This window comes from Mycobacterium sp. SMC-4, assembly GCF_025263265.1.
Lineage (GTDB): Bacteria > Actinomycetota > Actinomycetes > Mycobacteriales > Mycobacteriaceae > Mycobacterium.
This window is the reverse complement of record NZ_CP079869.1, coordinates 4,090,642-4,107,102: the sequence shown is the minus strand read 5'-3', so window position 1 is coordinate 4,107,102 and position 16,461 is coordinate 4,090,642. Positions and strand designations below refer to the sequence as shown.

At 67.7% G+C, this 16,461-nt stretch carries 16 protein-coding genes; 11 read left to right on the top strand and 5 right to left on the bottom strand.

Features of this window, described 5'->3' with window-relative positions; all coding sequences use genetic code 11:
* Positions 1–6: 6 nt before the first annotated feature.
* Positions 7–1,266, top strand: coding sequence for a WS/DGAT domain-containing protein (locus tag KXD98_RS19400; RefSeq protein ID WP_260759948.1), 1,260 nt, complete (start codon positions 7–9; stop codon positions 1,264–1,266).
* Positions 1,267–1,302: 36 nt separating this feature from the next.
* Here KXD98_RS19400 and KXD98_RS19395 read toward each other — a convergent pair whose 3' ends face one another.
* A complete protein-coding gene (locus tag KXD98_RS19395; RefSeq protein ID WP_260759947.1) occupies positions 1,303–1,959 on the bottom strand; it encodes a TetR/AcrR family transcriptional regulator in 657 nt (218 codons plus the stop codon).
* A gap of 64 nt (positions 1,960–2,023) precedes the next feature.
* On the opposite strand from KXD98_RS19395, the gene KXD98_RS19390 reads away from it, so the two are divergent.
* The 3 genes from KXD98_RS19390 to KXD98_RS19380 all read left to right on the top strand — a co-directional run bounded on the left by KXD98_RS19390 (position 2,024) and on the right by KXD98_RS19380 (position 5,874).
* Positions 2,024–3,466 carry a carotenoid oxygenase family protein gene (locus tag KXD98_RS19390; RefSeq protein ID WP_260759946.1) on the top strand — a complete coding sequence of 481 codons (1,443 nt, stop codon included), beginning with the start codon at positions 2,024–2,026 and terminating at the stop codon, positions 3,464–3,466.
* A gap of 43 nt (positions 3,467–3,509) precedes the next feature.
* Positions 3,510–4,031, top strand: a complete 522-nt coding sequence (locus KXD98_RS19385) for a DoxX family protein (protein ID WP_260759945.1) — start codon at positions 3,510–3,512, stop codon at positions 4,029–4,031.
* A 100-nt stretch (positions 4,032–4,131) separates the two neighbouring features.
* Positions 4,132–5,874, top strand: a complete 1,743-nt coding sequence (locus KXD98_RS19380; RefSeq protein WP_260759943.1) for a DUF3556 domain-containing protein — start codon at positions 4,132–4,134, stop codon at positions 5,872–5,874.
* 6 nt (positions 5,875–5,880) lie between these two features.
* Here the strand turns inward: KXD98_RS19380 and KXD98_RS19375 are convergent, their stop codons facing one another.
* Positions 5,881–6,672: a FadR/GntR family transcriptional regulator gene (locus KXD98_RS19375; protein WP_260759942.1), complete on the bottom strand. Its 792-nt coding sequence runs from the start codon at positions 6,670–6,672 to the stop codon at positions 5,881–5,883.
* Between the two features lie 188 nt (positions 6,673–6,860).
* Between KXD98_RS19375 and KXD98_RS19370 the strand changes: the two genes are divergently transcribed.
* Genes KXD98_RS19370 through KXD98_RS19360 form a run of 3 tightly spaced genes read left to right on the top strand, consistent with a single transcriptional unit; the run spans position 6,861 to position 9,970 of the window.
* Positions 6,861–8,018 carry a thiolase family protein gene (locus tag KXD98_RS19370; RefSeq protein WP_260759941.1) on the top strand — a complete coding sequence of 386 codons (1,158 nt, stop codon included), beginning with the start codon at positions 6,861–6,863 and terminating at the stop codon, positions 8,016–8,018.
* Positions 8,015–8,809 (top strand): crotonase/enoyl-CoA hydratase family protein, encoded by a 795-nt coding sequence (locus tag KXD98_RS19365; RefSeq protein ID WP_260759940.1) that lies wholly within the window; start codon positions 8,015–8,017, stop codon positions 8,807–8,809. Before KXD98_RS19370 ends, KXD98_RS19365 begins: the two co-directional genes overlap by 4 nt.
* Positions 8,810–8,827: 18 nt before the next feature.
* On the top strand, positions 8,828–9,970 hold the full coding sequence (locus tag KXD98_RS19360; protein ID WP_260759939.1) for an acyl-CoA dehydrogenase family protein: 1,143 nt from the start codon (positions 8,828–8,830) through the stop codon (positions 9,968–9,970).
* A 36-nt stretch (positions 9,971–10,006) separates the two neighbouring features.
* On the opposite strand, the gene KXD98_RS19355 is transcribed toward KXD98_RS19360, so the two are convergent.
* Entirely contained in the window at positions 10,007–10,777 is a 771-nt protein-coding gene (locus tag KXD98_RS19355; protein WP_260759938.1) for a fasciclin domain-containing protein, read from the bottom strand.
* A gap of 137 nt (positions 10,778–10,914) precedes the next feature.
* Complete coding sequence (locus KXD98_RS19350) at positions 10,915–11,835, bottom strand: SDR family NAD(P)-dependent oxidoreductase (protein ID WP_260765318.1); 921 nt, start codon at positions 11,833–11,835, stop codon at positions 10,915–10,917.
* 97 nt (positions 11,836–11,932) lie between these two features.
* On the opposite strand from KXD98_RS19350, the gene KXD98_RS19345 reads away from it, so the two are divergent.
* The 3 genes from KXD98_RS19345 (at position 11,933) to KXD98_RS19335 (ending at position 14,396) form a co-directional block, all read left to right on the top strand.
* Positions 11,933–12,460, top strand: a complete 528-nt coding sequence (locus KXD98_RS19345; protein ID WP_260759937.1) for a gamma carbonic anhydrase family protein — start codon at positions 11,933–11,935, stop codon at positions 12,458–12,460.
* A 71-nt stretch (positions 12,461–12,531) separates the two neighbouring features.
* Positions 12,532–13,680 (top strand): NAD(P)H-binding protein, encoded by a 1,149-nt coding sequence (locus tag KXD98_RS19340; RefSeq protein ID WP_260759936.1) that lies wholly within the window; start codon positions 12,532–12,534, stop codon positions 13,678–13,680.
* A 35-nt stretch (positions 13,681–13,715) separates the two neighbouring features.
* Positions 13,716–14,396 (top strand): CPBP family intramembrane glutamic endopeptidase, encoded by a 681-nt coding sequence (locus tag KXD98_RS19335; RefSeq protein WP_260765317.1) that lies wholly within the window; start codon positions 13,716–13,718, stop codon positions 14,394–14,396.
* A gap of 38 nt (positions 14,397–14,434) precedes the next feature.
* Here the strand turns inward: KXD98_RS19335 and KXD98_RS19330 are convergent, their stop codons facing one another.
* Positions 14,435–15,244: an enoyl-CoA hydratase gene (locus tag KXD98_RS19330; protein ID WP_260759935.1), complete on the bottom strand. Its 810-nt coding sequence runs from the start codon at positions 15,242–15,244 to the stop codon at positions 14,435–14,437.
* 119 nt (positions 15,245–15,363) lie between these two features.
* Between KXD98_RS19330 and KXD98_RS19325 the strand changes: the two genes are divergently transcribed.
* Positions 15,364–16,455: a CaiB/BaiF CoA-transferase family protein gene (locus KXD98_RS19325; protein ID WP_260759934.1), complete on the top strand. Its 1,092-nt coding sequence runs from the start codon at positions 15,364–15,366 to the stop codon at positions 16,453–16,455.
* Positions 16,456–16,461: the final 6 nt, after the last annotated feature.

Genomic DNA, 16,461 nt, shown 5'->3' with positions numbered 1-16,461 from the left:
GCCACCATGACAGTGCGCCGGCTCGCCGCGGTCGACGCGCAGACGTACTGGATGTCGGCGTCGGTGCCCGATGACCAGTTCCTGCTGTATGCGTTCGACGGGCGCGCCCCGGATCTGGGTTCGGTCCTCACCACGATCCGCAGTCGGGCGCGGGCCTGTCCCGAGTTCGGTTTGCGGGTTGACGACAGCAACTCCTGGAGCTACCCGGGATGGGCGCCACGCGACCTCGGCGCTGACCAGATCGTGGTGCACGAACTTTCCGAACCCGGCTGGCAGCGGTGCCTGGATGCGGTCACCGCGCTGGGCGCCGACCAGCTCGACGCCCGCGAAATCACCTGGCGGTTACACATTTTCCCGAAAATCGACGACGTACCGGGCGTAGGGGAGGGGACAGTTGCGGTGTTGCAGATCTGTCACGCACTCAGCGACGGGGTACGTTCCTCGGCGCTGGCGGCATATCTGTTCGGGCGCCCGGGCGACGTCCCCGCCGTGGCAGAGTCGACGGTGACATCGGCGTCGCTGCCCCTGCGGGCTTTTCGTGCGGCCCGCGCCCACCGCCGGCTGGTGCGCGACACGACCGCCGGATTGGTTCCGGCGCAGGCGGATTCGCGGCCGGTGCTGCGCAGCAACACCCGCCCATCGGGTACCCGGGGGCTGCGCACCGTGGTGTGTCGACGAGCCCAGCTCGCGGGCCCGACGGTGACGGTCGGCGCGCTGGTCGCGGTCTCGGAGGCGCTGTCCGGTCACCTTCGCGAGCTCGGCGACGATCCGTCCGCGTTGGGTGCCGAGGTGCCGATGGCCAAGCCCGGCCCCCGCGCGGCGAACAACCACTTCGGCAACGTCGGCGTCGGACTGTATCCGGACCTGGCCGCCGCGCCCCGGGCTCGGGCCATCGCCGCCGAACTGCAGCAGCGGCGCCGGCGTGCCGCGCACCCGGCGATGCGCGCCGAAGCGGCAGCGTTTGCAGCGCTGCCGGCACCCCTACTGCGTTGGGGTGTCAGGCAATTCGACCCACAATTGCGGTCGGCGACCGTCACCGGCAACACGGTGGTCTCCAGCGTCAACCGCGGCGCGAAGGATCTGAGGTTCGGCGCAGCCGCGGTCACGCTGACCGCCGGCTTCCCCACACTGTCTCCGATGATGGGCATCACCCACGGCGTGCACGGCATCGGGGACACCGTGGTGGTCAGTGTGCACGCCGCCCAGTCGGCCATCGGCGATATCGACAGCTACCTCGATCGGCTCACCCGTGCACTGTCGTGCTGAGCCGGCATCGCGCTGACGCGGTCTCTGGGGCGGCTGTCATGGTTCGGCAAGCGTGGCCGCCGCCTGCAGTGAGCGGTTGACCGCATCCCGGTCATCACCCATCCCTACCAGCGTGTCGACGATCAACGGTCTGAGGATGTGGGTGACGCCGCGGCCCTCCTGTCCGAAGAAGCCGGCGAGCTCGAGCGTCACCGCGCCGTGATTGAGGCTCCACAGCCGTCCGGCCACGGCCAGCGCGTCGTCGTCGCGGATCCGTCCCGCCGCCATCATCCGCTCCACGGCGGTCCGCAGTGCGCCGAACGAGGCGGCCCACTCGGCGCGGTCGGTGCTGCTGCCGGTCGCGGTCAGGTCGCTGCGGTGAGCTGCGATCGACGTCGGCGTGGAGGGTCCGAACATGAATTGGTAGCGCTGCGGGTGTGCCAGCGCGAAGCGGTAGTAGGCCAGCCCCATCCGCAGGAAATCGGCCACCGGGTCCTCGGTCACCGGGCCCTCGGTCAGCGCCCGGGCGAACCGGGTGAACACCTCGCCGGCGATCGCGTCGAGCAGGCCGGTCATCCCGCCGAAGTGGGTGTAGACGGCCATCGTCGAGGTGCCGGCCCGTCCGGCGACGCTGCGGGCGCTGAGTGCGGCGACACCCTCGAGCTCGAGCAGATCGACTCCGGCGGCAATCAACGATTCTCGTGGCGCGCTCACCCTTGCCATCGTGCCATAACGCTGTTATACCTAGATCAATAACAGCGTTATAGAAGGGTCCGCGATGAGCAACCGCTATCTGGAGGGCGCGTTCGCGCCACTGACCGAAGAATTCACCCTGACCGACCTGACGGTGCGGGGGCAGATCCCCGAACACCTCGACGGTCGCTACCTACGCAACGGTCCCAACCCGGTGGGCGAGGTCGACCCCGAGCTCTATCACTGGTTCATCGGCGACGGGATGGTGCACGGCATCCGGCTGCGCGACGGCCGCGCGCAGTGGTACCGCAACCGGTGGGTCCGCAGTCCGTTGGTGTCCGAGATACTCGGTGAGCCGGCGCCGACCGGCCATTTCGGGGCGTCCTCGATCGGCGCCAACACCAACGTCATCGGTCACGCCGGCAAGACGCTCGCGCTGGTCGAGGGCGGGATCGCCAACTACGAACTGACCGACGAACTCGACACCGTCGGGGTGTGCGACTTCGATGGCACGCTGACCGGGGGCTACACCGCCCACCCCAAACGCGACCCCGTCACCGGCGAGTTGCACGCGGTGTCCTACAGCATGCAGCGCGGCAACACGGTGCAGTACTCGGTCATCGGCACCGACGGGCGGGCACGCAGAACCGTCGACGTCGAGGTCGGCGGCAGCCCGATGATGCACGACTTCTCGCTGACCGAAAACCACGTGGTGTTCTACGACCTGCCGGTCACCTTCGACGCCCGCCAGGCGGTGTCGATGACGGTGCCCCGCGCGCTTCGGCTGCCCGCACGAATCGTGTTGTCGGCGTTGATCGGACGCGTGCGCGTGCCAGACCCGATCGCAGCCCGGCTGCCCGCCGGTGACCCGGCCGATCGACGCTTCCCGTACTCTTGGAACCCGCGCTACCCGGCCCGTGTCGGGGTGATGCCGCGCTCGGGCGGCAACGCCGACGTCCGCTGGTTCGACGTGGAGCCTTGCTACGTCTTTCATCCCCTCAACGCCTACGACGACGGTGACACCGTGGTGCTCGACGTCATCCGACATCCCAAGATGTTCGACACCGACCGGCGCGGCCCCAACGAGGGCCCGCCCACCCTCGAGCGCTGGACCGTGGACCTGGCCGACGGCAAGGTGCGTGAAACGCGGTTGGACGACCGAGGGCAGGAGTTTCCCCGCATCGACGAGCGTCTGGTGGGCAAGCGTCACCGCTACGGCTATACCGCTGCGTTCGGTATCGAAGGTCAGCCCGGTGACGCGCTGCTCAAGCACGACTTCGTCGGTCGCAACCACGCCGCGCGGTGCTTCGGCGAGCAGAAGGCCATGAGCGAGTTCGTCTTCCACCCGTCGAGCCCCGATGCCGACGAGGACGACGGCGTGCTGATGGGATACATCTACGACCGCACCACCGATCGCAGCGAGCTGGCGATCCTGGACGCCCAGACCCTCGACGACGTCGCCGCCATCGAACTGCCGCACCGGGTGCCGGCCGGCTTCCACGGCAACTGGGTACCCGCCGGGGGCTAGGTGGGGCTGCGCGGCGCGTGACAGATGTTCTAAGTTCTGTTACATGACTGCCTATGACGTTGGAGTATTGATCCTGCGCGTTGTCCTTGGTCTGACCATGGCCGCGCACGGTTACAACAAGTTCTTCGGCAAGGGCGGGCTCAAGGGCACCGCCGGCTGGTTCGACAGCATGGGGATGAAGCCGGGCATGTTCCACGCCCGGGTGGCCGCGACCACCGAGATGGCCGCGGGTATCGGGCTGGCGGTCGGTTTGCTGACCCCGGTGCCGGCCGCCGGGTTTGTGGCGCTGATGCTGGTCGCGGCGTGGACCGTGCACAAGCCCAACGGATTCTTCATCGTCAAGGAGGGCTGGGAGTACAACCTGGTGTTGGCCGTTTCGGCGCTGGCGGTGGCGACCCTCGGCGCGGGGAGGCTCAGCTTGGACTACCTGTTGTTCTCCGGGACCGCGTTCTACGACTTCCTGTTCGGCTGGTGGGGTCTGCTGATCGCGGCGGTGCTGGGCCTGGCCGGTGGCATCGGCCAGCTGGTGATCTTCTATCGCCCCCCGGCCAAGACCACCGCGTAGTCCGGCGAACGTGCGGTTTCATCCGCCGCGCCCGGCGTGTCTCGGATGAAACGGCACAATCGGCATAGCGGAAACTGGAACACGTTCTAGTCTGACCGGCATGGGGTTTCTCAAACAGGACGCGCCCGTCGTCGACTACGCGGAATGGAGCAAGGGCAGCCGCGCCGAACGCATCGTCCCGATGGCCCGGCATTGGGCCGAGGTGGGCTTCGGCACTCCGGTGGTGATGCACCTGTTCTACGTCGTGAAGATCTTGCTGTACGTGCTGGGCGCGTGGTTGGTGGTGCTGACCACCACCGGGATCGATGGGTTCACCAACGTCACCGACTGGTATCACGAGCCGATCGTCTACCAGAAAGTCGTCTTCTACACGATGCTGTTCGAGGTCGTCGGCCTCGGCTGCGGTTTCGGACCGCTGAACAACCGGTTCTTCCCGCCGATGGGCTCGATCCTGTACTGGTTGCGGCCCAACACGATCAGGCTGCCACCGTGGCCCGGCCGCATCCCGCTGACCGCCGGCGACACCCGGACCCCGGTGGACGTCCTGCTCTACGCCGCACTGCTGGTGCTGCTGGTGGTGGCATTGTTCTCCGACGGCACCGGTCCGATCCCCGAACTGGGCTCCGAGGTCGGTGTACTGCCGGTGTGGCAGACCGCAGCCATTCTGACGGTGCTCGCGGTGGCCGGGCTGCGCGACAAGGTGATCTTCCTGGCTGCGCGCGGCGAGGTCTACGGATCGCTGGCGGTGTGTTTCCTGTTCAGCGGCGCCGACATCGTCATCGCCGCCAAACTGGTGTGCCTGGTGATCTGGATGGGCGCGGCGACCTCGAAGCTCAACAAACACTTCCCGTTCGTCATCTCCACGATGATGAGCAACAACCCGGTGATCCGACCGCGCTGGATCAAGCGCAAGTTCTTCGAGCGCTTCCCCGACGATCTGCGGCCGGGCCGCGCCTCGCGCGTGCTGGCGCACTTCTCGACGGCGATCGAGATGCTGGTTCCGCTGGTGCTGTTCTTCTCCCACGGCGGGTGGGCCATGGTCGTCGCGGCGTTCGTGATGCTGGTCTTCCACTTCGGCATCCTGTCGGCGATCCCGATGGGGGTGCCGCTGGAATGGAATGTATTCATGATGTTCAGCGTCCTGGCGCTGTTCGTCGGCAACGCCGAAATCGGTCTGGCCGATCTGCAATCGCCGTGGCCGCTGGTGCTCTTCGCCGTCGTCGCCGGAACCGTCGTGCTGGGAAACCTGTTCCCCCGCAAGGTGTCCTTCCTGCCCGGCATGCGCTACTACGCCGGCAACTGGGACACCTCGCTGTGGTGTGTCAAACCGTCGGCGGCGCAGAAGATCACCGACGGCATCGTGGCCATCGCCAGCATGCCCGCCGCGCAGATGGAGAAGTTCTACGGCAGCAAGGAGATTGCCGAGGTCTACCAGTACATGGGCTATGCGTTCCGGTCGTTCAACACCCACGGCCGGGCGATGTTCACCCTCGCCCACCGCGCGATGGCCGGTCACAATGAGGCCGACTACGTGCTCACCGACGGCGAACGGATCTGCAGTACCGCCATCGGCTGGAACTTCGGCGACGGGCACATGCACAACGAGCAGTTGATCGCGGCGCTGCAGAAGCGCTGCCGGTTTGAGCCCGGCGAGGTGCGGGTGCTGCTGCTCGACGCTCAACCCATCCACCGGCAGCGTCAGGAATACCGTCTGGTCGACGCTGCCACCGGCGAGTTCGAACGCGGCTACGTCATGGTTGCCGACATGGTCACCCGCCAGCCCTGGGACGACACCGTCCCGGTGCACGTCACCTGGCAGAAGGACGCCGCCGCCTCCCCCTGAGGCGTGTCAGCCCATCACGTCGCGGATCGACACGCTCTCCAGCCCGGCCAGCAACAGCTCGCGGGTCTTGTCGAGGTGCTTACGCCAATGAGTTTCGGCGCCGGCCGCATCGCCGGCGCGCAGATACTGCATCAAGCGGCGGTAGGAGCGCATCAGCGTGCCGTAGTCGGCCTTCGAGACCGGCCGACGCTCCTTGAACACGAAGGCGGTGTGGCGCACCGTGATCTCGTGCAGCATGCCGGCGACGATGCTCAGCGTCGCATTGCCCGACAGCTGCACCACCCGCAGGTGGAAGGCGCCGGTGGTCTCGGCCAGCCTCTCGGAGCGCCAGCCCTCGGTGATCAGGGCCGCGAGCATCTCCTCGAGCTCGTCGAACGCCTCGGCGGATCCAGACTCGGCCAGCAACCGGGCCGCCATCGGTTCGATACCGGACTTCGCGGTCAACAGGTCGGCGATCGTCGCGCCGGACAACTCCAGCAGCAGACCTGCGGGACGCGCCACCACCTCCGGGCCGGGCACCCGCACCCGCGCGCCGGTGCGCGAACCACGGCGCACCTCGACGAGGCGCTCGGACTCCAGCACCCGCACCGCTTCGCGCAGGGTGGGTCGACTGACCCCGAAATGCGCCATCAGCTCGGCCTCGTTGGGCAGGAAGTCGCCGTCCTTGAGTTGACCGTCGACCACCATGCGCCGCAGTGTTCCGGCGACCAGCTCCGCGGTCTTGGGGGACCGGACGACCGAGCCCGCACCGGCCGCCTCGGACCCGATCATCGGGGCCAGCCGAGTGCTTCGCGTCACATCCACTCCCTACGCCAAACGTGCACCTGAAATGTCCAGCTGAGCTGTACAACTCAGTAAACCATCTCGGTGGACGACTGGGCCGACAACGGTGGCGGCGCCAGCCTCCCAGAGCAGGTTGACTTAGTAAACCTTGTTTGTCTAGTTTCGGGGAAAACGTTCTTACACGCTTGAAGGAGACAATTCCCATGGCTGAAGCCGTCATCGTCGAGGCTGTCCGCTCTCCCGTCGGCAAACGCAACGGTGCGCTGTCGGGAATTCACCCCGCGGAGCTGTCGGCCCAGGTCCTCAGCGGTCTGGTGGAGCGCGCCGGAGTCGACCCCGGCCTCGTCGACGACGTGATCTGGGGTTGTGTCATGCAGGCCGGTGAACAGGCACTCGACATCGCGCGCACCGCAGTGCTCTCCGCGGGCTGGCCCGAGACCGTGCCCGGCGTCACCGTCGACCGCCAGTGCGGCTCCAGCCAGCAGTCGCTGCACTTCGCCGTCGCGGGCGTGGTGGCCGGTCATTACGACGTCGTCGTCGCCGGCGGGGTGGAGTCCATGTCGCGCACCCCGATGGGGTCCTCGCTGGCCAATGGCGGCAACCCCTACGGCGAGTCGTTCAAGGCCCGCTACAGCCAGACCCCCAACCAGGGCATCGGCGCCGAGATGATCGCCGAGCAGTGGGGTCTGTCCCGCACCGAGCTCGACGAGTTCTCCCTGGGATCGCACGAGAAAGCCGCCGCCGCACAGGATTCCGGCGCTTTCAAGGATCAGATCGTCGGGATCAAGACCAAGGACGCCGACGGCAACGACACCGTGGTGCTCGAAGACGGCGGCATCCGCCGCGGCGGCACCGTCGAGTCGATGGCCAACATCAAGCCCGCGTTCAAAGAGGACGGTGTGATACACGCCGGCAACTCCAGCCAGATTTCCGACGGTTCGGCCGCGCTGCTGCTGATGACGGCGGAGAAAGCCAAGGAGCTCGGCCTCAAGCCGTTGGCCAAGGTGCACACCGCGGTGCTGGCCGGGGCCGACCCGGTCATCATGCTGACCGCGCCGATCCCGGCCACCCAGAAGGCGTTGGCCAAGTCCGGCCTGAGCCTGGACCAGATCGGCGCCTTCGAGGTCAACGAGGCCTTTGCGCCGGTGCCGATGGCCTGGCTGAAGGACATCGGGGCCGACGAGAGCAAGCTCAATCCCAACGGTGGCGCGATCGCGCTGGGTCACCCGCTCGGGGGCTCCGGCGCCCGTATCCTGACCACTTTGCTCTACCACATGCGCGACAACAACATTCAGTACGGCCTACAGACCATGTGTGAGGGCGGCGGCCAGGCCAACGCGACCATCCTGGAATTGCTGTGACGACCGAGCAGCCGGGCGCGCTCACCGAGAAGCGCGGCAACATCCTGGTCATCACCATCAACCGACCCGAGGCCCGCAATGCGGTCAACATGTCGGTGAGCATCGGTGTGGGTGACGCACTGCAGGCCGCGCAGGACGATCCGGAGATCCGCGCGGTCGTGCTGACCGGTTCGGGCGACAAGTCGTTCTGTGCCGGCGCCGACCTCAAGGCGATCTCCCGAGGCGAGAACCTCTTTCACCCTGATCACCCCGAATGGGGTTTCGCCGGCTACGTGCGCCACTTCATCGACAAGCCGACCATCGCGGCGGTCAACGGCACCGCACTGGGCGGCGGCACCGAGCTGGCGCTGGCCAGCGACCTCGTGGTAGCCGGTGAGGGCGCGAAATTCGGTCTGCCCGAGGTCAAGCGAGGGTTGATCGCCGGCGCCGGCGGCGTGTTCCGGATCGTCGAGCAGTTGCCGCGCAAGGTCGCGCTGGAGCTGATCTATACCGGGGAGCCGATCACCTCGGCCGAGGCGCTGCGTTGGGGTCTGATCAACCAGGTGGCCGCCGACGGGACCGAACTCGATGCCGCGCTGGCGTTGGCCGAGCGCATCACCTGCAACGCGCCGTTGGCCGTGCAGGCCAGCAAGCGGGTGTCCTACGGGGCGGTCGAGGGCGTGGTAACCGCCGACGAGCCGTTCTGGAAGCAGACGTTCGGCGAGTTCTCGACACTGTTGAAGACCGACGACGCCAAAGAAGGACCGTTGGCGTTCGCGCAGAAGCGCGAGCCGGTCTGGAAAGCCAAGTAAGCAAGTGAGGAAGCAAGCATGAAGCGAACGATCTATGACGCCGAGCACGAGGCGTTCCGCGAAACCGTCAAAGAGTACATCGAGCGTGAACTCGTTCCGTACCACGAGAAGTGGGAGACCGAGCGTATCGTCGACCGCTCGGCCTACACCGCCGCGGGCAAGTACGGACTCATCGGCTTCAACATGCCCGAGGAATTCGGCGGCGGAGGCACCGACGACTTCCGGTTCAACGCGATCATCGACGAAGAGATCGCCAAGGCCGGTGTGCACGGTCCCGCGTTGAGTCTGCACAACGACGTCGTCGCACCGTACTTCAAGGACCTGACCAACGACGAGCAGAAGAAGCGGTGGCTGCCGGGCATCACCAGCGGTGAGACGATCATCGCGGTCGCGATGACCGAGCCCGGTGCCGGCAGCGATCTGGCCGGCATCCGCACCTCGGCCGTGCGTGACGGAGACGACTGGATCATCAACGGGTCCAAGACCTTCATTTCCTCGGGCATCAACTGCGACCTCGTCGTCGTGGTGGCCCGCACCGACCCCGAGGCCGGTCACAAGGGCTTCACGCTGTTTGTGGTGGAGCGCGGCATGGAGGGCTTCACCCGGGGTCGCAAGCTCGACAAGATGGGCCTGCACAGCCAGGACACCTCCGAACTGCACTTCGAGAATGTCCGGGTGCCCAACGCCAACCTGATGGGCAAGGAAGGTCGCGGCTTCTACCATCTGATGACCAACCTGCCTTCGGAACGGCTCTCGATCGCGATCTCGGCGATCGCGGGTGCGCGCGCGGTGTTCGACGAGACGCTGCAGTACTGCAAGGACCGCAAGGCCTTCGGTCAGCCCATCGGCAGCTTCCAGCACAATCGGTTTCTGCTCGCCGAGATGGAGACTGAGCTCGAGGTCACCGAGAACTACATCGACCGCTGCCTGCAGGGCGTCGTCGACGGTGAGCTGAGCGCGGTGGAGGCGGCCAAGGCCAAGTGGTGGGCCACCGAGGTGGCCAAGAAGGTCGTCGACCAGTGCGTGCAGTTGCACGGCGGCTACGGGTACATGCTGGAGTACCGCGTCGCGCGGGCATATGTCGATGGACGCATTCAGACGATCTTCGGTGGCACCACCGAGATCATGAAGGAGATCATCGGCCGCGACCTGGGCGTCTAGTCTGCTCGCGCAGGGTAGGTGCGCGCGCAGGAGGCGTCAGCCGATGGGGGCTTCGGCAGCCGGAGCCGGCGACGTTGCCGGGGTTTGCGCCCCCTCGGCGGCCCCTGCCCCTGCCTCGGCCGGCGCCGGCTCGGTTGTCTCGGTCGGCGTCGCCGCGGTGGTCTCGGTGGTGGTCGGCGTTGTCGTCGGGGTGATCGGCGCGGGCGCCAGTGCCGGGTTGAGCACCTCATCAATGATGTAGATGCGGGCATTCTGGGCCGGGATGCCGCCGCAGACCACCTTGGCCGTCTCGTTGACCTTGATGTCCCCGCCTTTACCGGTGACCTCGATCTCGGTGCCCTCCTGGGTCGGGCGCTGACCCTTGACGTCGTCGGGGCCCAACAGCCCGAGGAAGACGTGGTAGTAGACCAGGCTGGTCAGCGCCGCGGCATCGGTTCGCAGGTACTCGGCCTGCTCGGGCGGCAGCTCGGCGAACGCCTCGTTGCTCGGCGCGAACACGACGTAGGGACCGTTGTCGAGCACCGAGGCGATGTTCACGGCCGGATTCAGACCACCGGACACGGCGGCGCTGAACGAGCTGATCTCCGGGATACTGCTCAGCGCGGTGCTGACGGGCAGATTGGCCAGGCTCTTCCAGTTCGGCAGAGCCTCCTTGAAAGCGCCGCACTCCGGGCCCTGCGGATCGGGGATCTCGGCCACCGGGGTATCGGACGGCTGGGCGTACGCGGTGACGGCCAGCGGAACCGACAGGGCGATCGCCGCGACACTGGCAGCAACGCCGATGGTTTTGCTGGTGCGACTCTTCACGTTCTGCTCCTCATGCTCGACAGGTCGCCTGGCATGGTAAAGCGAGCAAAAGCCAGCGGCCAAGTCGAGTACGCTGGCAGCCCACCGCCGCCGGGCCGCTGGCGACCCTCTGAGCAGTGATTTCCGGTGGACGGAACTCAGTTCGGCGCGGCGCCGGTGCACAACCGCTCCGACAGATCCCAGAGCGCAAGCGCTCGCGATTCGTCGGTGGCGTAGGACGCGGCTTCGGCGATCCGGCAATCCGACAGGTAAACCCCGCCCGCGGCATCCAGGTCGGCGCTGACCGACGCCCACACCTGGGTGGCCGCGCCGAACTCGGGGGTGGTGAAGTCCAGGGTCACATCGACCGGCCGGGATCGGCGCGCATCGGTGCTCCGACCGGCGCGCGCCCTGCTGCTCAGCGATTCGAAGTCGTCCTCGGTCATGTGACGCGCCAGCGAGGTCGCCACGATGCCGGGATGCACCGCGAACGCGCGCACCCCGCTGTCGCGCAGGCGTCGGTCCAACTCGACCGCGTGCAGCACGTTGGCGGTCTTGGAAGCGCCGTACGCGGCGAACTTGTCGTACTCGCGGTGCTCCCAGTTCGGATCGTCGAAGTCGACGTCACCCAGGCGGTGTCCTTCGGAGGCCAGCACCACCACCCGTGCGCCGTCGGCGGCGACCAGCGCTGGGAACAGCAGCCGGGTGAACTCGAAATGGCCCAGATGGTTTGTGCCGAACTGGATCTCGAATCCATCGACGGTACGGCTGAACGGGGTGAACATCACGCCGGCGTTGTTCATCAACACGTGCACGGCCGGGGTGAGTTCGGCGATCTGGGCCGCCGCGGCCGCGACGCCGGCCAGTGAGGTCAGATCGAGCGGAACCACCGAACACCTCGCATCGGGGACTTCGTCACGCACCCAGGCTTCGGTGTCAGACAGCGCCTGGGCATTGCGCGCTGCCAGGATCACGTGGGCACCGGTGCGGGCCAGCGCGCGGGCCGACTCGCGGCCCAGCCCGGCCGAAGCCCCGGTGATGACGACGGTCTTACCGGTCAGGTCGACGCCGTCGACCATGTCGAGCGCTGTGGGTGCAGGCGGTGCGGTCACGAGGTGAGGATCGCACGTCGGCGGCCAGGCGTGGGCGGGCGGCCCGGGCTCTACGATGGCGCCCATGCCTGAGCCGTTGATCCTGTCCGTCGCCGGACGTTCGCCGCAGCTGCATCCCGACAGCTGGGTGGCACCCAATGCCACCGTGGTCGGCCAGGTGTTGCTGGCCGCCGGCGCGAGCGCATGGTACGGCGCCATCCTGCGCGCCGAGGCCGAGCCGATCGAGATCGGAGCGGGCACCAACATCCAGGACGGTGTGACCGTCCACGTCGACCCAGGGTTCCCGGCCCGCATCGGTGCCGGCGTCAGCGTCGGGCACAACGCGGTGCTGCACGGCTGCGTCGTCGAGGACGACTGCCTGATCGGCATGGGCGCGGTGCTGCTCAACGGAGCGACGGTGGGCACCGGCTCGCTGGTCGCTGCCGGTGCCGTGGTGCCGCAGGGAGCGGTGATCCCACCCGGCTCGATGGTGGCCGGAGTGCCCGGCAAGGTGCGCCGCGAACTCAGCGCCGACGAGGTCACCATGATCCGCACCAACGCCACGCTGTATCAGGAGCTGGTCAAGGTGCACCGTGACGCCGGCAACGCCTGAGCGGTGAGGAGTCGGCCACAATCGGTGAGGTGCCGGTTGTGCGAGGCGGCGATAGGGGTACAGGGCTCAACGTGAGCACGCTGCGAATTCTGGTCACCGGCGCCACCGGCTATATCGGGTCGCGCCTGATCGGCCGGCTCCTCGACGAAGGCCACCAGGTGGTGGCCGCCAGCCGAAACCGGCAACGCCTGGCGGACTTCGGCTGGCATGACCGGGTGCAAACGGTGTCTCTGGACGCACACGACGAGGACTCGGTGCGGCAGGCCTTCGAGCAGTGCGGGCCCGTCGACGTCGTCTACTACCTGGTTCACGGCATCGGTCAGCCCGGATTCCGGGAATCCGACAACCGGGCCGCAGCGACCGTGGCGGCCGCATCCAAGCAGGCCGGGGTCAGCCGCATCGTCTACCTCGGCGGCTTCGTTCCGGACGGTGATGCGCTGTCGGAGCATCTGACCAGCCGTGCCGAAGTGGCGGCCGCATTGCACGTCGACGGCGGACCCGATGTGGTCTGGCTCGGCGCGGCGATCATCATCGGCGCCGGCTCCACGTCGTTCGAGATGTTGCGCTACGTGGGCGATCGATTCCTGCTGCTGCCGTTGCCGGACTGGTCGGCCAACCCCATCGACCCGATCTCGGTGAGCGACGCGTTGTACTACCTCGCCGCGGCGGCCGACACCGACACGGTCCCCGCCGGCGCCTACGACATCCGCGGACCCGAGACCACGACGTATGGCGACCTGCTGCGCAGCTATGCCCGCATCGCCGGCATCTGGCGTACTCCGGTGCCGGTGATCGGCATCGACACCGGCCTGGTATCCCGGGTGACCGGCCTGGTACTGCCGGTACCGGGTGGGCTGGCCGCCGATCTCGTTGAGTCGCTGGACTATCCGATGATGGCATCGCAGGACGGGCTGGCCGGTCTGGTGCCCCAACCTGCGGGCGGTCTGGTCAGCACCGCCGACGCGATCCGGCGGGCGGTGAAAAGTCCGCGACCGCGACCGGTCGACCAACTCGCCGACCCGCACCACCTCGCCGACACCGATCCGAACTGGGCCGGCGGCGACGCGCTGCGGCTGAAGAACCTGGCCGGCTGTGTGACGCCGTCCATCGCGCGACCGCTGCTCGACCTGATCGGCTTGGTACCCAAGCCGGTGGCCGCTGCGGTGCGCACCGGGCTGGACACCGTTCTGGACCTGATCCCCAAGGCGGGCACCGCGTGACGTCCTCGGACCGGCGTCCCCGCCTGCGCAAGGAGATGTTCCGGATCGCGCGCAGCCGAGCCGCGCCGCACAACGAGCCGCCTGCGGTGATCCGGCGGCGCAAGTTCGCCGTGGTGCTCGTGCTCGTCGTGGGCGGCACACTGCTCGGTTACTCGCTGAGCCGGCCACCCGGCGACGAGACCTTCGTCTGGTTGACGCTGGCCCTGGCCGGGGTGTGGGCCATCGGAGCGTTCGTTTCCGGGCCGCTGCACATGGGACACGTGCACTTCCGTGGACGCAATAAACGACCGGTCATCACCGGAACTGCCGTCGGGCTGTTGCTCGGCGGCATCTTCGTGGCCGGCGCGCTGGTCGCCCGCCAGATTCCCGGGGTTTCGGACTACATCACCCGGGTGCTGGAGTACAGCAATGCCGCACCCCTGTACGTGATGACGTTCATCACCGTGATCAACGGCCTTGCCGAGGAGCTGTTCTTCCGCGGCGCGCTCTACACCGCGCTGGCCAAGTACCGCCCGGTCCTGGTGACCACGGTGCTCTACGTGCTGTGCACGGCGGCCACCACCGGTAACCCGATGCTCGGCTTCGCCGCGATCATCCTGGGCACGGTGTGTGCGCTGGAGCGTCGCGCGACCGGGGGAGTGCTGGCGCCCATGCTCACCCACTTCTTCTGGGGGCTGATCATGGTGCTCGCGCTGCCGCCGATCTTCGGTTTGTGAGCGGTTGCGCGTCGAGCGGTTTCTTCTGCCCGCAGGCGTCAGGTGTCGGTGAACCTGGCCGCGCGGCGCTGTTGGAAGGCGCGGGTTCCCTCGCGAAAGTCGTTGGATGCCAACAATTCCAGCTGGCCGGTCTTCTCACGCTCCAGCGCGGCCTCGAGCTCGGTCAGGGTCGCGGCGTTGATGGCGTCCTTGGTCTTGCGCAGTGCCACCGCCGGGCCCGAGACCAGCGCGTCGACGACCTTGTCGACCTCGGCGGCGAAGTCGTCGGCGGGATAGACCGCGCTGACCAGACCCCACCCGAATGCCTCGGCGGCCGAGATGCGCTCGGCCAGCAGGGCCATCCGCATCGCGCGGATCCGTCCCACCGCCGCGGCGATCAGCGCCGAGGCGCCGCCGTCGGGCATCAGGCCGATCTTGGTGAATGCCAGCAAGAAAAACGCCTTCTCCGAAGCCAGGACGATGTCGCAGGCCAGCGCCAGCGAGACGCCCACGCCGGCCGCAGCGCCCTGGACCTCGGCGACTGCGGGCTGCGGAAGCTCGGCAATCGCGCGGATGCAGCGGTTCGCGGCGTCGAGTACATCGGCCGGGGTGCCCGTCGCACCGGGGTTGGCATGGTCTTCTTCGCTGATTCCCGCGCCCGAGCAGAAGCCGCGTCCCGCCCCGCCGATCCGCACCACCCGCACCCCGGGATCACCGGCTGCCCGCTCCAGCGTCTCGGCGAGGGTGTTGAGCATCGGCGCGGTCAGCGAATTGAGGCTGTCCGGCCGGTTTAGGGTCAGGCGCAGCACACCGTCGTCGAGCGTCACGGTGAGGTCGTCGATGCCGGTATAGGTGTTGTTGCTGGTCATGCCGTCCGCTCGATCGGGGGGCCGGCGCCGCGCCCTGGCCCCGTGGCCGGTTCGACTTGGTTATACAAGTAAGCTATGTCGGCGGTCAACCGAGTGATTCTTTGAAGGGCGGTTTGGACATGGCTGGACCACTGGAAGGACTACGCGTCGTGGAGTTGGCCGGTATCGGGCCGGGTCCGCACGCGGCGATGATTCTCGGTGACCTCGGTGCCGACGTCGTGCGCATCGAGCGGCCCAAGCCCGCCGGGCCGGCGGTCAAGCCCGGCAGCGACTATCTGAATCGCAACCGGCGCTCGGTGGCCGCCGATCTGAAGAGCGATGAAGGCCGCGAGTTGGTGCTGCGTCTGGTCGCCAAGGCCGACGTGCTGATCGAGGGCTTCCGTCCCGGTGTCACCGAGCGGCTCGGCCTGGGACCCGAGGACTGCGCCAAAGTCAACGAGCGGCTGATCTACGGGCGGATGACCGGGTGGGGTCAGACCGGGCCGCGCGCCCAGCAGGCCGGCCACGACATCAACTACATCTCGCTGACCGGCGCGCTGCACGCGATCGGCCGCGCCGACGAGCGTCCGGTGCCGCCGCTGAACCTGGTCGGCGACTTCGGTGGCGGGTCGATGTTCCTGCTCGTCGGAGTGCTCGCGGCGCTGTGGGAGCGGGAGCGTTCCGGCAAGGGTCAGGTCATCGACGCCGCGATGGTCGACGGCGCCAGTGTGCTGTCGATGATGATGTGGGCGTTCCGGGCGACGGGCATGTGGAGCGACGAGCGCGGGGTGAACATGCTCGACAGCGGCGCCCCGTATTACGACACCTATGAGTGTTCCGACGGTCGCTATGTCGCTGTGGGCGCGATCGAGCCGCAGTTCTACGCGCAGGTGCTGACCGGCTTGGGCCTGGATGCTGCGCAACTGCCCGACCAGAACGACATGAGCCGCTGGCCGGAGTTGCGCACCGCGTTCACCGAGGCTTTCGCTGCCCATGACCGGGACCACTGGACCCAGGTGTTCGCCGGGACCGACGCGTGCGTGACGCCGGTGCTGTCCTTCGCCGAGGTGGAGTCCGAACCGCACATCGCCGAGCGCGACACGTTCTATCAGGAGAGGGGATATCTGTTCCCCGCTCCGGCGCCGCGCTTCTCGCGCACCGTGGCATCCGCGCCGAAGGCGCCGGGTGTGCCCGGCGCCGACACCGAAGACGTCCTGCGGGACTGGGTTTAACGACGA

Excerpts from the sequence above, each read along its gene's own strand:
- KXD98_RS19400 (WP_260759948.1), top strand. The coding sequence starts at position 7 with ATGACAGTGCGCCGGCTCGCCGCGGTCGACGCGCAGACGTACTGGATG.
- KXD98_RS19390 (WP_260759946.1), top strand. The coding sequence starts at position 2,024 with ATGAGCAACCGCTATCTGGAGGGCGCGTTCGCGCCACTGACCGAAGAA.
- KXD98_RS19385 (WP_260759945.1), top strand. The coding sequence starts at position 3,510 with ATGACTGCCTATGACGTTGGAGTATTGATCCTGCGCGTTGTCCTTGGT.
- KXD98_RS19380 (WP_260759943.1), top strand. The coding sequence starts at position 4,132 with ATGGGGTTTCTCAAACAGGACGCGCCCGTCGTCGACTACGCGGAATGG.
- KXD98_RS19370 (WP_260759941.1), top strand. The coding sequence starts at position 6,861 with ATGGCTGAAGCCGTCATCGTCGAGGCTGTCCGCTCTCCCGTCGGCAAA.
- KXD98_RS19360 (WP_260759939.1), top strand. The coding sequence starts at position 8,828 with ATGAAGCGAACGATCTATGACGCCGAGCACGAGGCGTTCCGCGAAACC.
- KXD98_RS19350 (WP_260765318.1), bottom strand. The coding sequence starts at position 11,835 with ATGGTCGACGGCGTCGACCTGACCGGTAAGACCGTCGTCATCACCGGG.
- KXD98_RS19345 (WP_260759937.1), top strand. The coding sequence starts at position 11,933 with ATGCCTGAGCCGTTGATCCTGTCCGTCGCCGGACGTTCGCCGCAGCTG.
- KXD98_RS19335 (WP_260765317.1), top strand. The coding sequence starts at position 13,716 with ATGTTCCGGATCGCGCGCAGCCGAGCCGCGCCGCACAACGAGCCGCCT.
- KXD98_RS19330 (WP_260759935.1), bottom strand. The coding sequence starts at position 15,244 with ATGACCAGCAACAACACCTATACCGGCATCGACGACCTCACCGTGACG.
- KXD98_RS19325 (WP_260759934.1), top strand. The coding sequence starts at position 15,364 with ATGGCTGGACCACTGGAAGGACTACGCGTCGTGGAGTTGGCCGGTATC.